Genomic DNA, 12583 nt, shown 5'->3' on the forward strand with positions numbered 1-12583 from the left:
TCAGTTCCGCCAACCACAGCACAGGCGCGTCTCGGCATACCTCGCCCGTATCGGGGTTGATACGCTCAACATCGCGCACCAGTGCCATCCCTGTGGTCTTGCTGCCCGGATCGAGCTTCAGGCGCAGCGGCTGAGTCTCACCGCCGATGCGATCCTTGAGCCGGATGGTGAAGGGAGCCAGACGCACTACCACGGCACGTCCGCGCTCCAGTAACAGCCGCGCGCGTTTCTCCGTGCACGGCATCAGCGGGTTTTTCTGTTTGTCGAGGACGAAAACAGCCATTTTCAATTCCTGCCCTTACGGGCCTGGTGACGGAGCCTGACGGCTCGCTCCCCTCGGGAAGGTCTGCAACCGGCTCCCGCTTTGCTGCGGCGATCAGAACCTTCGGCGCTTTGCCTTTCGCCCGCATGATCCTGATCTTCCAGAGTCCGGGACTGAGGAAGCATCCCGGAGTGGGTCTTGACGACCTGTTACAAACGTAGCGGGTTGGATACCGCTTTCCCTGGTCAACCGAGCTCTTGCGAGCTCCGGCCTTCAGGCCGGGGTAGTTGACGAGAGTCCCAACCGCGTTACAGCGAGCGCGCCAGCATTAGAGCAATATCCACAATTCGATTTGAATAGCCCCATTCGTTGTCATACCAGGCGTAGATCTTCACCTGGGTATTGTTGATGACCAGGGTGGATAAGGCGTCAATGATGGACGAGCGTGGATCATTGAGGTAATCGACCGACACCAACGGGCGTTCTTCATAACCGAGAATTCCGGCCAGCTCGCCCTCAGCGGCGGTTTTGAGTAGCGTGTTGATCTCCGCGACCGTTACCGCCCGTTCGGCCTCGAAGACAAAGTCGGTCAGCGAGGCATTGAGCAGTGGTACCCGCACGGCATGTCCGTTCAGCTTGCCGGTTAGCTCGGGGAAGATCTTGGTGATGGCTTTGGCACTACCGGTAGTGGTTGGAATCAGCGACTGGCCGCAGGCACGCGCCCGGCGCAAGTCCTTATGACCCAGATCAACAATGCGCTGGGTATTGGTGATGTTGTGCAGGGTGGTTATGCTGCCATGGCGGATACCGACCTGCTCATTGCTCATGCATCACCTTGACCACCGGAGCCAAGCAGTTGGTCGTGCAGGACGCGGCTGTAACCACCCGGTACTTGGTCGGATCATAACGCGCGTGATTGACGCCATAGACGATATCGAGCGCGCCGCCCTTGGTCGGCGCCGCGACCAGCACTTTCTTCACGCCCTGCTCGAAATAGTCGTTGAGCTGTTCCGGCTGTTTGTGATGCTTGCCGGTCGCTTCAATGACGATGTCGCAGTCCGACCAATCAACCTCGGCGATGGTTTTGGCCGAGCTGTAACCCAAATTCTGACCGTCGATGGTCAACTGGTTGCCTTCTCCCGTGCAGGTATGCGACCAGCAGCCATGCACTGAGTCGAATCCCAATAGGTGGGCGCTGCCGGCAGCATCGCAGGCAATTTCATTGATGTGAACAAATTCAAGTTCGAGTGGCTCCCCGCCTTCACAGATGCAGCTACGATTCCAGGCTGCACGCAGCGCAAGTCGTCCCATGCGGCCGAAGCCGTTGATGCCGATGCGAGTGGCCATGTGCGTTCTTCTCCTGCTGAGGATCAATGTTGATGCCATGCAAGACAGAATATATCATTTTTGTTATATTTCGATGACCAGATATCGAAACCATGCTTTAATCCGGGCCGCTGCCCTGAGTCTCTGTGTAGCGCGGCGCATCCGGGCGCTGGGTCATGGCGGCAAGGACGTTAGCATCCTGGCGGAAAGGCGGGGTTGGCGCGAGCGCTTTGAGTGTTTCGTGCAGCACCTTTCGGGCCCAGTTAGGCAGGTCGGGGTGAATGCGATAGTAAATCCAGGTGCCGGCGCGGCGGTCAGCGACCAGCGCTAGTTCGCGCAGTTGCGCCAGATGGCGCGAGATGTGTGGTTGCGAAACGCCAAGCGCCTGGGTCAGTTCACACACGCACAGTTCGCCTTCGCGCGTGAGCAGCATCAGCAGGCGCAAGCGGGTATCGTTGGCGAGCGCGGCGAAAAAAGCCTTGGGGGTGGCATGCACGGGCGGGGTCTTCGTCTGGGATCGGTTGGCAGAAATTATGTTGAATTTTAGGGGAAAACGCTATGAAAGAAGTCAAGGTGCTCGGCTCCGGCTGCCGGAATTGCGAGGTGACGGCGCAAGCCATCGCGGTCGCTGCCGAGCAAGCCGGAGTCGCGATTGAGTTGATCAAGGTGACTGACATCGCCGAAATCATGAGTTTTGGGGTAATGTCCACGCCTGGTGTGGTCATTGATGGACAGTTGGTGCATTCCGGCAGCGTGCCAGGACCGGATCAGGTGCGCGCTTGGTTTCAGTAGCCAGCGCTGGCCAGGATCACAGCAGGGCTTCGATGGCCTTGACCATTTTGCCGCTTGACGGATTGGTCATGCTTGAAAAAGCCCGCACCACGTCACCCTCGCGGTTGATCAGGAACTTGTAAAAATTCCACTTGGGATAGACCCCGGTCTGCGCAGCCAGATACTGAAACAACGGGCTGGCCTTGCCTTTCTTGACATGGGATTTCTCGAACATGGGAAACTCCACCGAGTAGGTCAGGCGGCAGAATTCCTGAATCTTTTCCTCGCTGCCCGGTTCCTGGTTGGCAAAGTCGTTCGAGGGGAAACCCAACACCACGAAGCCACGCTCGCGGTATTTGTCATAGAGCGCCTCCAGTCCTTCGTACTGCCCGGTAAAGCCGCATTTGCTCGCGGTGTTGACCATTAGCACCACCTTGCCGGCATAGGCATCGCACAGGCGCACGGTCTCATCGCTCGCCAGTCGTCGCATCTCAAAATCCAGTGCCGATGCACACTCCTGAGCCGCATTCAGCGTATTCGTCATTAAGATACCTCCCAATATTAGCGTTAATGCGAAACCCTTGTTCATTGCTCCTCCATACAGCGCCAGAGCGGCCGATCTGAATGTGTGATTATTGATGATGTGATTGTTTAGAGTGATTGCTTGAAGTCCAGCGCTAGCACCATGTTGCGGTAAATATTGACCAGCACTTCAAAAAACTCTTTTTCGTAGATGGTGATCCGGGAGCGAAAATTAAAGGCGATAATGGAAATGTCCGATTCGTTGTAGGTGATAAAATTGCGAATCGGAACTCCGATGAACTCCAGTACCCTGGGATCAAAGGGATGACGTTGCAAAAAGGCGGCTTCCGATGCGTAAGCCGAGGCTTCAGCGGATAGAATCCGCTTTTCCTTTCTGGAGATGTTAATGGGTGCCTGAGACTGATAATCAATGGTGATGAAGTCAGAGCGTACCATGTGATCGGCCTGGTTTTTGAACGCATAGCCAGACAAATTATTGTTATGATCAGCGCGGGTAATGAAGGCTGCCTCGTATTCTTTCAATAAAAAGCTCGCCAGATGATCGCATTCCATACCGGTTGTTAACGGCTTTTCCAGTGACGCGATCAAATCACTTGAATAGCGCAGCAGATCCCGTACGCGCAGCTGATAAACTTTACGGATGCTAATGTCCTGAAACCAAACCAGAATTTTTTGCGAGTGATCCCCATAGCGAATACCGGTTGTCTTGGCTTTGATTTCATACCATTTGCCTGTGCGCTCGGAAAACGCTTCGACCCGGTTATGGGCTGCACTGGATGGTTCTTGAGAAAAAGCGACCGCAAGCATCTCACCAAAGGCCGCTTCACTGATCAATTGCTTGATATTCAGGATAGACTGGCTTTCAAACAGTTCAAGGGTCTTGCCAATGGAAAGAATAATGGTGCCCTGCGTGTCCATAATGAAGGCTGGATCTTCGGTCTGAGCCGGCAATTCCACCAAAGCCTTTTGGTGTCGTTGGCGAAATTTTACGCTGGAACGTGCCAGCACCTGAACAAAGAGCGGGACGATATAGGGGACCGATGAAAAATTAGCGGTTAAGTAACATATGATGGATCCCACGACAAAGGCATTCAAATAGATTTGCGGATTGACTATCTCCTTGATCAAAAAGTCAATATAGGTTTTGTATTCAAATGCCATGTGGAATCCTGCGATGGTTGGCGGTGGCGATCAAGCGGCAAGCGTCCAGCATCCTCCGGGGATTCCATCGCCACTCAAGGGTGTGGCATAGCGGTAACACCAGGCCAGCCTGTGCTGCGTATCTGCTGTTTGCACAGACAGTAATACGCGATTCTCCAAGGTCAAACAATCGGCCCGGAGCGCGGGCACTCTGGCGCTGCATGATGCCGTCCAAAGACTGGCCCAAGGCATAAGGAGATTGCAAGAGTCCATAGGCGAACAGGTGACGCACCCGGGGCTGTGGTTGTTCACCGACCGCCGCTTGTGCATGCGCACTGGTTGGCAGGGCGTGCTGGAGCAGTCCATCCGCAACTAGGGCGACATATTCGGAGGAGGGCGCGACAAACTCAGCCTGCTGTCGCTCGGGTACCACGACATAGGTCAGTGCATGATGCCGTTCGCCATCCTCCGTCAGCACGGTCGCCGGCTGGCGCGCGTAGCGGTGCGGAGCACCTTCCTTAGGCAAAGTAGTCATCATGTGTTTTCATGGTTTGAGTCGATGTTGGCAGGGCGTTTGTTTCAGTCTGTTGTAATCAATTTCCGTGATCGAACTTGCGAATATCGTGCCCTGCATGTTAAACCAGTTTACGTTCGTTGAATCTCCGTTGAACATCGTGCCATTGCGTAAGGATCTCGCCCCATGACCAGCGGTCTCCCCACCGCCATTGCTGAACTGCGTCTTCTTGTCGGTTTTCTCGGTCGGAGTCGCCCAATGAATCTCCGGTTTGAACAAATCAAGGCTCGACCACCTGTTTTACCCCGTCCTTCCGGTTTGCAACGTCCAGCCTGGAAGATTTTGGTGCTGGTACTTGGATTCTGCTCGCTTACTGGCGTTGCCTGGGCGGAGGCGCCGGACAGCGTGTCGCCCAGTCAGGAGCCCCTGGTTAGTCAGTCACTGAACCCACTTTTTGTGCCGCAAAGCGACAGCCCCCGGCAACTGCTGAAGCAATTTCAGGCTTTCAGCACCCACATTGATGACATCTTGGCGCGAACCGACCGTGCGGACGGCATCGACGCCGCTGCGGAACAGCGTCTGTTGATTCTGCTCGGGCAGATGGCGCATTTGATCGACACCTCGGTGCTGCCGGAAAGCGACCGACGGGTGCGCACCAATGCCGTGCTCTGTGAGCTGAGCGACGTGCTGGATCGGATCAAGCTGCCACCCAGGGCAGAGATTCCGGACGCGGCCCAGGTCGCGAGCGAACATCTCGCCTTTTGGCGCATCCCCAAGACGGAGATCGCTCTGCAGCGGATTGCCAAGGGTCCCAACGCGGGTGATTGGATCATTTATGGCGACACAGTCAACGCGGCGCATCAGCTCTACCGTGCCGCCCTGACACTGGATCCGCCGCCGCCCGGTCAGTCCACACGGCTCGATCGCTATCTGGCCTATTCCGGTCCCTTCCTGACCAGCCATGTCAGCGAGGCGATGCCCGCATCGCTGAACCTCACTCTCTACGGCCAGCCGTTGTGGAAGTATCTCGGCTCGCTGGTCATCCTGCTGTTGCTCCTGGCTGCCGCGCTGCTGGTACGGCGGCTGACTCGCTACCGGACCGATGGCGAGCAGGATCCGAACAGTATCGGGCTGAATCTGCGCCGGTTGATTCTTCCCGTGTTTTTGGTCGCGGTGATTCCGCTCGCCCTACACCTCATCACCAAGGATCTGTATCTGCGGATGCTGCCGCTCGACGTGCTGGATGATGTTTTGCAGGTGCTGTTTTTCGCCGTCGCCTCCTGGGCGCTGATCAATGCGGCGAATCTGGTCGCGGCCATGCTCATCCACCGTCCCTCGGTCAATCCCTTGGGACTTGATGCCAGTTTGCTGCGCTTGAGTTGCCGCTTGGCGGCCTATGTTCTGGCCATTTGGATCTGGCTTGAGGGGTTGCAGTCTCTGGGGCTGTCGCTGGTGCCTCTGCTGGCTGGCGTGGGTGTGAGTGGACTGGCGTTCGCGCTCGCGGCCAAGCCGACCCTGGGTAACCTGCTTGGCGGGCTGATTCTGTTCGCCGATCGCCCCTTCCGCGTCGGCCACCATGTCATGATTGGCCAGCACAAGGGTAATGTGGAAGAAGTCGGTCTGCGCTCCACCCGCCTGCGCACGCCGGATGGGCATGTGTTGAGCCTGCCCAATGACGATGTTTGCACCGCCACCATTGAGAATGTCACCGCACGGTTGAACATCAAGCGCGAGTTGAACATCCATCTGGCCTATGACACGCCGCCCGAGCAGATCCAGCGCGCGCTTGATCTCGTCAAACAGCTGCTCTCGGTCGAGGAGGATGGCGGCCAGGAAGATGAGGACCTCGGGCGGCCGTCCAATCGCCATATCAACACCCCGGACCTGCCGCCCCGGGTCTATTTCAATGATTTGAACGCCGACTCCTTGAACATTCTGGTGATGTATTGGTTCGCACCAGCCGAGAATTGGGATTACATGGCGCACGCCAACTGGGTGAACATGCAGCTGATCGAACGCTTTCATTCAGCGGGCATCGCGTTCGCCTTGCCCACTCAGACCATCAATGTCAAACCCCGCGAGCTCGATCTGGCCAAGCCACAGGCGGCCTCCACTGGGCACCGGCCACTTACGTTGTCTAAGTGATTACGCGTATAGGAAAGGTCGCGAAAGACAGCTAGTCTCGGCGATCCGTCTTAACACATCTGCTCTGGGATACCGTAATGAAACATAAACGCACTGTCTTGGCTCCTTGGTGGGACCTGATATCACTGTCGGTCGTGGCCCTGACCGGGCTCCTCGCGACGGGCGTGCTCTTGGCCGACGATGCAGCCGCGACCCCGGATATGGGTCTGGACACCCCCCTGCCATCCTGGAACGAAGGGCCGGCCAAACAGGCGATCACCGCGTTCGTGGAGCAGGTGACCACACCGGGTTCGGCTGATTTCGTGCTACCCGCCGACCGCATCGCCACCTTCGACAACGATGGCACCCTCTGGCCCTCGCATCCCATGTACACTCAGGTCGCCTTCGCGCTGGATCGGGTCAAGGCGCTCGCGCCCCAGCACCCGGGCTGGAAGACAACCGAGCCGTTCAAGTCGGTGCTCACCGGCGACATGTCCGGCGTGGCGGCGAGCGGGGAGAAGGGGCTCCTGGAGCTGGTCATGGCGACCCATACGGGCATGAGCACCGCAGAGTTCGAGAAGACCGTGACTGACTGGTTCAAGACTGCCAAGCATCCCAAGTTCAACCGGCTCTACACCGAGCTGGCCTACCAGCCGATGCTGGAGCTGCTCGACTACCTGCGCGAGTATGGCTTCACCACCTACATCGTCTCCGGAGGTGGGGTCGAGTTCATGCGACCCATGACCATGGCGGTCTACGGTATTCCCTCGCAGCAGGTGATTGGCTCCTCGGTCAAGACCCAATACCAGGTCGTCAATGGCAAGCCCGAACTGATGCGCAAACCGACGATCAACTTTATCGACGACAAACAGGGTAAACCTGTAGGTATCAACCAGTTTATTGGCAAGCGCCCAATTGCCGCCTTCGGTAATTCCGACGGCGACCGCGAGATGCTGGAATGGACCGGCGCCGGCTCGGGAGCGCGACTGATGATGCTGGTTTTCCACGACGATGCGCAGCGCGAATACGCCTATGGCCCGGCTGAGGGGCTGCCCGACACCAAGTTCGGCACCTTCAGCCAGGCGCTCATGGACGAGGCCAAGGACAAGGGTTGGTTCATCATCCGCATGAAGGATGATTGGAAGCGTATCTTCGCGCAGAGCCAATGAGGCCGAGTGGCCTGATGCGTCAGCCAGCTCAGCGCGGTCGTCAACCGTTAGTCTGGCCATACCACTCATGCGTGGTCGCTCGCTTTGGAGCTTGGTCTGAGGGGCGTTAGGCGGGGCGTTATTTGGCTGGCGACTTGGTTCGCGCTGGTGGCGATGCCGCTGTCGCTGTCCGCGCGCCCGGCGGATAGCCTGCCCGAGCCCCGGCGTGTTGTCATCCTCAACGCGACTGATCCCTACCTGCCTGCGTTCGTGACCTTCGATGGCGCGTTGCGCGCGACCATCAAGGCGCGCAGCCGGGAGCCGGTCGATTTCTTTTCCGAAACCCTGGACATGCACCGCTTCCCGCGCGAGCTGCTGGATGACGACGTGGTGGCCTTGCTTGAGAAGAAATATCGCCGCCTGAAGGTGGACGTGGTGCTGGCCGTCACCCCGATCGCGCTCGACTTCGCCCAGCGCCACCACCAGGACATCTGGCCCGGAGCCACCCTGGTGTTCGAAGGCATCTCGGTCAGGAGCCTGACGCGCCTGGCGCCCGAGTCCGGGGTGCAGGGCATTCCTTATGGCTTGGCGTTCGCGCGCACGCTCGATCTTGCCTTGCGCCTAAAACCGGACACGCGTCTGATTGCTGTGGTCAGTGGCTCCGGCCCCTGCTGTGATTATCTCGACGATATCAAAGACGCTTTGCAACGGCGAGCGCAACACCTGGAGGCGCGCTATTTGGTTGGCCTCAGCCTCGAAGACACACTGGCAGGAGTGGCCGGGCTGCCGGAAAACGCGGTGGTGCTCTTCACTGCCATCTTCCGCGATCCGACTGGCCGCCCGCTGATGCCGCGTCAGGTGCTCGAGCAGCTCGCCGAACAATCATCAGCGCCCATCTTTGGCGTGTATGGAAGCCAAATGGGCCATGGGCTCACTGCGGGCTGGATTGTCCCCTTCGATGTTCAGGGTCGCGCGATCGGTGTGTTGGTCGCCCGGCTGTTAAATGGAGCGGACCCGGCCACCATCGGCATTCAGCCGCCCTTGGCGTCGCTGTGCATGGCCGATTGGCGCTGGCTGCGTCGCTGGGGCATCGACCCCAAACGGTTGCCCGAGGGGTGCGAACTGCGTTTTCGCGACCGGAGCTTTTGGGAGCAGTATTATCGCCAGCTGCTGCTGGTGCTGGCCGTGGTGTTTGCGCAGGCAGCCCTGATTCTGTTTTTGCTGATGCAGCGGCGACGGTTGCATAAGGCCCAACAGGCGTTGTCCGCAGAGTGTGAGCGACGCGCGGAGAGCGAGGACTTTGCAGCGCGCTTGCGCACCCGGCTGGAGCGGTTTACGAAGGAACGCAGTCTGGGCGTGATGGCCGCCACCATCGCCCACGAAATCAACCAGCCACTGATTGCCATCCAGAATTACGCCCAGGCCGCCAAGCGGCGCTTGCAGAGCGACGCGCCCGACAAGACCAAGCTTGTCGAGTTGTTTACCAAGATCGATGGGCAATCGCAACGCGCCGGTGCTATCACGCAGCGGGTGCGATCCCTGGTCAACGATGATGGCCCGCGCTTGCAGCCGGTCGCCGTCGAGCCGCTGATCGACGCGGTGATGAATTTGCTAGAACCGGAACGGCGGCGGCTCGGTTGCGCCATTCGCAGTGAGCACCAAGCGCGGGACGTCAAGGTGATGGCCGATTCACTTCAGGTGCAGCTAGTGCTGGTCAATCTGTTGCAAAATGCCATGCAAAGCCTTGCGGCCGGCGCCTATGATAATCGGTCGATTCTGATCGAGGTACGACCCGTCGGGGACTTCATCCAGGTCAGTGTCATCGACTGGGGTGGCGGCGTACCGCCAGAACGCGCCGAGGAGATCTTCGAGCAGTTTTCCTCTGGTCGCACCGGCGGCATGGGGTTGGGGCTGGCCGTCGCGCGCGCGATCGTCGAGGCCCATGGCGGCCAACTTTGGTTTGCGCCGAATCCGGCTGGTGGAGCCATCTTTCGTTTTACGCTCAGAGTCTTCCGACCATGATGTCTCACCCGGAGGAAACCGTGCAGGAACAGTGGGTCTTTGTCGTCGATGACGATGCCGATGTGCGCGATTCCATCGCCGAGTTGTTGGACTCAGTCGGTCTGCGCGTCGAGTGTCATGCCTCCGCGCAGGCCTTTCTCGATGCCTACGATGCCGAGCGCTCGGGCTGCCTGGTGCTGGACGTACGCATGGCCGGGATGAGCGGGCTGGAACTGCAGCAACGCCTCATCGCCATGGGCGCCGAGCGGCCGGTGATTTTGCTCACCGGCCATGGCGATGTGCCCATGGCGGTGGAGGCCATGAAGGCCGGCGCGCTGGATTTCCTGCAAAAACCCTATCGCGATCAATCCTTGCTGGACGCGATCAATCGTGCTTTAAGCGCCGATGCCGTCGCCCGCCGCGCCGATGGAGATCGCAATCGCGTCGCCCAATGCACCGAGAGGCTTACCGAGCGCGAAAAAGCCATACTTGCGCGCGTGCGCCTTGGCAAGACCAGCAAGGCGATTGCCAAGGAGCTAGGCATCAGCCCCCGCACCGCCGAGGTCCACCGGCGCAATCTGCTGCGCAAGTTCAATGTTGGCTCGACGCGCGAGCTGCTGGGGCTCTATGGGACGGATGATGGGCGTGAATAGCGTCCCTATTCTTTTCGTGTTTTTACCGGTCATTTGTTCGGCTGGTCTCACCAAGCGACAGGAGTCGCGGGAATTTTGAATGAAAACTATGACCCTTTCCGTTTGTACAGTTGTTGCATTATTGAATCTGACCGCCTGTGGCGATCAGGTTGTCGTCGAAGGCGTTGAAGCCAGCGACGGAGCGCTGGTCGGGGACACCGTGCTCGATGCCCCGATGGACACTGCGGCCGGCTTGCCAGGTGCCGATGCTAATGCAACCGGCGACCCGTACGAGGAAGCCATTGAGGGTGAGAAAAACCTGGGGCCGAACGCGCCTGGGTATATCCCTTGATGGGTTCCTCACGACCGCCTTGCCACCTGGGACAGACTGAGATTTCAGGCGCGTTGTATCCAGGCTTTCGTACACTAAATATTGGAGCGATGACAGAATGAACCAACTTCAAGCCCTGCTTGCGCCCGTTCTGTCGCTGGCCAGCTTGACCGATCATCTGCAAGCCATCGTCACGGTGCTGTCGGTGGTCAACCCGGCGATTTGCGGTTTGCTGTTGGCCCAGGTGGAAGCCACCAAAACTCAGCCCAAACCGCTCGCCGACGCGACCCGGGCGGCGTTGGTCATTCTGGCGATCCTGGTGTTCGTGGCCTTGTTCGGAATGCGGCTACTGCAACTTTTTGGTGTTTCGCTCAATGCTTTCCTGGTGGCGGGCGGCGGTGTCCTGGCGTGGATGGGTTTTTCAATGCTCAGCGGCCAAAATGCGACGTCCTCGTCTGCCGAGCCCGCGACGGTTGCCGAGGCCTCGCTCGCGCCCGTGATCCTGTTCGCGGCCAGTCCGGGCACCATTACCGCCGTGATCTCGATCGCGGTCTCCCATACGCCCTCGGCCTTTCCCATCACGGCGCTGGTCGCGGTGAGCATCGCTACCCTGATTGCTTGGCTCGCCATGTGGCTGTTCGCGCGCTTTGGCGCTTCCAAGGGTAATGGCTTCGGGCGCGACATGGTGACCCGTCTGATGGGGCTAATCGTGCTGGCCATGGGCGTGCAGTTTGCGCTGACCGGCTTTACCTCATTCACGGCGGGCGGATAGATTCATTACTTTGTAGGTTTTTAGGAACAGTTGCCCTGCGATACAGTCTTTGCCGAGGAGGAATGGAAGGCGGTCTATCTGGTTACCCAACTACGGCGGCGGGTTCTCTCTGGATGCCTGCGTGCCTATTGAGGCCCACGTTGAGGCCCACGACCGCCAGGGCCTGGAACGTGCGCCCGGCCGCCCTTTGCCGCCGACCGACTGGAGGAGATCGATGCCCAGCGGCTGATCTACCACCTGCCCAAGCCCGGCCCCAACGGGCAAACCTAAATCATCCTCTCGCCGCTCGAACTGATCGGTCGCATCGCCGCTCTAGTTCCGCCGCCCAGGCAACATCGGCATCGTGACTACGGCAACCGACGGCGGAGGGGGCAACGGACGACCCGCCTGCCGCCAGCGATCAGACGTTCCCCGCCCCGGATCGCCTCCGCCAACAACCGCCTCAAACACCTCCTGACAGGCCAATTTCTTCTCCATCATCGCCCTCCGGTGGTCAGAAGGACTCAAACTGAGTCTTGACGGCACTCCAGATCAGGGGGTATTTCGCATAGGCGGTTGGATTTTCTATCCTTTTTCTTATTTATGCTCTTATATCTACAGAATTGGACTCTACTGATGAAGTTTCTTCTTCTATTTCTAAAAGGAGTTCAATTAAGCTTTTTGCAGCTTTTTGAGTATCAGGATTTGAAAAACTATCTTTATCTGTATTTGATGCTTTTTTATTTAATTCATCATATAAGTTAAATGGATCATTATCTTTGTTACTTGAATCTAGTGGTTTATTTCCAGTATTAAACTCTTGTTGAAACCCTATGATCATCAATGTTGCAACTTGGTACACATCTACCTGACCACTTTGATATAATTGATCCGCTAGTTGATAGGTCTCATGGGGTGCCGCCTTTCAATGATGTCAATCATGAGCCATGCTTAGCCCATCATCCAAATGCAGAAAGAGGGCTTGGCCATAACAGCGCAACTCATTAACATCGACGGTCATCAGGCGACTTTTCAAGTCA

At 58.0% G+C, this 12583-nt stretch carries 14 protein-coding genes and 1 pseudogene; 8 read left to right on the forward strand and 7 right to left on the reverse strand.

The annotated features are described in order from the left end of the window. The 3 genes and pseudogenes from CKO36_RS17245 to CKO36_RS17255 form a co-directional block, all read right to left on the reverse strand. Window positions 1–283, reverse strand: a 283-nt coding sequence (locus CKO36_RS17245) for an RRXRR domain-containing protein (RefSeq protein WP_200286045.1), incomplete at its 3' end; no start/stop codon positions are given. A gap of 287 nt (window positions 284–570) precedes the next feature. Continuing rightward, a pseudogene (locus CKO36_RS17250) lies at window positions 571–1609 on the reverse strand (ArsJ-associated glyceraldehyde-3-phosphate dehydrogenase). 97 nt (window positions 1610–1706) lie between these two features. Continuing rightward, the gene (locus CKO36_RS17255) at window positions 1707–2084 is read right to left on the reverse strand and encodes a metalloregulator ArsR/SmtB family transcription factor (protein ID WP_200286055.1); all 378 of its coding nucleotides are present in this window, start codon (window positions 2082–2084) and stop codon (window positions 1707–1709) included. A gap of 62 nt (window positions 2085–2146) precedes the next feature. Between CKO36_RS17255 and CKO36_RS17260 the strand changes: the two genes are divergently transcribed. Next, window positions 2147–2380: a thioredoxin family protein gene (locus CKO36_RS17260; protein ID WP_200286058.1), complete on the forward strand. Its 234-nt coding sequence runs from the start codon at window positions 2147–2149 to the stop codon at window positions 2378–2380. A 16-nt stretch (window positions 2381–2396) separates the two neighbouring features. Here CKO36_RS17260 and CKO36_RS17265 read toward each other — a convergent pair whose 3' ends face one another. The 3 genes from CKO36_RS17265 to CKO36_RS17275 all read right to left on the reverse strand — a co-directional run bounded on the left by CKO36_RS17265 (window position 2397) and on the right by CKO36_RS17275 (window position 4580). Beyond that, window positions 2397–2903: a glutathione peroxidase gene (locus CKO36_RS17265; RefSeq protein ID WP_200286060.1), complete on the reverse strand. Its 507-nt coding sequence runs from the start codon at window positions 2901–2903 to the stop codon at window positions 2397–2399. 107 nt (window positions 2904–3010) lie between these two features. Beyond that, window positions 3011–4063, reverse strand: coding sequence for a hypothetical protein (locus CKO36_RS17270; RefSeq protein WP_200286062.1), 1053 nt, complete (start codon window positions 4061–4063; stop codon window positions 3011–3013). Further along, window positions 4053–4580 carry a gamma-glutamylcyclotransferase family protein gene (locus CKO36_RS17275; protein WP_200286064.1) on the reverse strand — a complete coding sequence of 176 codons (528 nt, stop codon included), beginning with the start codon at window positions 4578–4580 and terminating at the stop codon, window positions 4053–4055. Before CKO36_RS17275 ends, CKO36_RS17270 begins: the two co-directional genes overlap by 11 nt. A 162-nt stretch (window positions 4581–4742) precedes the next feature. On the opposite strand from CKO36_RS17275, the gene CKO36_RS17280 reads away from it, so the two are divergent. The 7 genes from CKO36_RS17280 to CKO36_RS17310 all read left to right on the forward strand — a co-directional run bounded on the left by CKO36_RS17280 (window position 4743) and on the right by CKO36_RS17310 (window position 12083). Next, the gene (locus tag CKO36_RS17280; protein ID WP_200286073.1) at window positions 4743–6701 is read left to right on the forward strand and encodes a mechanosensitive ion channel family protein; all 1959 of its coding nucleotides are present in this window, start codon (window positions 4743–4745) and stop codon (window positions 6699–6701) included. Window positions 6702–6778: 77 nt separating this feature from the next. Further along, window positions 6779–7849: an HAD family hydrolase gene (locus CKO36_RS17285; RefSeq protein ID WP_200286075.1), complete on the forward strand. Its 1071-nt coding sequence runs from the start codon at window positions 6779–6781 to the stop codon at window positions 7847–7849. A gap of 153 nt (window positions 7850–8002) precedes the next feature. Further along, complete coding sequence (locus CKO36_RS17290; RefSeq protein WP_200286077.1) at window positions 8003–9850, forward strand: sensor histidine kinase; 1848 nt, start codon at window positions 8003–8005, stop codon at window positions 9848–9850. Next, on the forward strand, window positions 9847–10482 hold the full coding sequence (locus CKO36_RS17295; RefSeq protein ID WP_242469700.1) for a response regulator transcription factor: 636 nt from the start codon (window positions 9847–9849) through the stop codon (window positions 10480–10482). Before CKO36_RS17290 ends, CKO36_RS17295 begins: the two co-directional genes overlap by 4 nt. 88 nt (window positions 10483–10570) lie before the next feature. Continuing rightward, window positions 10571–10813: a hypothetical protein gene (locus CKO36_RS17300; protein WP_200286078.1), complete on the forward strand. Its 243-nt coding sequence runs from the start codon at window positions 10571–10573 to the stop codon at window positions 10811–10813. A gap of 97 nt (window positions 10814–10910) precedes the next feature. Then, window positions 10911–11564, forward strand: a complete 654-nt coding sequence (locus tag CKO36_RS17305) for a MarC family protein (RefSeq protein WP_200286080.1) — start codon at window positions 10911–10913, stop codon at window positions 11562–11564. Between the two features lie 303 nt (window positions 11565–11867). Next, a complete protein-coding gene (locus CKO36_RS17310) occupies window positions 11868–12083 on the forward strand; it encodes a hypothetical protein (RefSeq protein WP_338053517.1) in 216 nt (71 codons plus the stop codon). Window positions 12084–12144: 61 nt separating this feature from the next. Here CKO36_RS17310 and CKO36_RS17315 read toward each other — a convergent pair whose 3' ends face one another. Next, window positions 12145–12405, reverse strand: coding sequence for a hypothetical protein (locus tag CKO36_RS17315; RefSeq protein WP_200286082.1), 261 nt, complete (start codon window positions 12403–12405; stop codon window positions 12145–12147). Window positions 12406–12583: the final 178 nt, after the last annotated feature.

The organism is Rhabdochromatium marinum (genome assembly GCF_016583795.1).
GTDB classification, from domain to species: Bacteria; Pseudomonadota; Gammaproteobacteria; order Chromatiales; family Chromatiaceae; genus Rhabdochromatium; species Rhabdochromatium marinum.

Bases quoted from the DNA above. Each gene is read 5' to 3' on its own strand.
- CKO36_RS17265 (WP_200286060.1), bottom strand. From the start codon at position 2,903: ATGACGAATACGCTGAATGCGGCTCAGGAGTGTGCATCGGCACTGGAT.
- CKO36_RS17275 (WP_200286064.1), bottom strand. From the start codon at position 4,580: ATGATGACTACTTTGCCTAAGGAAGGTGCTCCGCACCGCTACGCGCGC.
- CKO36_RS17270 (WP_200286062.1), bottom strand. From the start codon at position 4,063: ATGGCATTTGAATACAAAACCTATATTGACTTTTTGATCAAGGAGATA.
- CKO36_RS17280 (WP_200286073.1), top strand. From the start codon at position 4,743: ATGACCAGCGGTCTCCCCACCGCCATTGCTGAACTGCGTCTTCTTGTC.
- CKO36_RS17285 (WP_200286075.1), top strand. From the start codon at position 6,779: ATGAAACATAAACGCACTGTCTTGGCTCCTTGGTGGGACCTGATATCA.
- CKO36_RS17305 (WP_200286080.1), top strand. From the start codon at position 10,911: ATGAACCAACTTCAAGCCCTGCTTGCGCCCGTTCTGTCGCTGGCCAGC.
- CKO36_RS17290 (WP_200286077.1), top strand. From the start codon at position 8,003: ATGCCGCTGTCGCTGTCCGCGCGCCCGGCGGATAGCCTGCCCGAGCCC.
- CKO36_RS17260 (WP_200286058.1), top strand. From the start codon at position 2,147: ATGAAAGAAGTCAAGGTGCTCGGCTCCGGCTGCCGGAATTGCGAGGTG.
- CKO36_RS17295 (WP_242469700.1), top strand. From the start codon at position 9,847: ATGATGTCTCACCCGGAGGAAACCGTGCAGGAACAGTGGGTCTTTGTC.
- CKO36_RS17300 (WP_200286078.1), top strand. From the start codon at position 10,571: ATGACCCTTTCCGTTTGTACAGTTGTTGCATTATTGAATCTGACCGCC.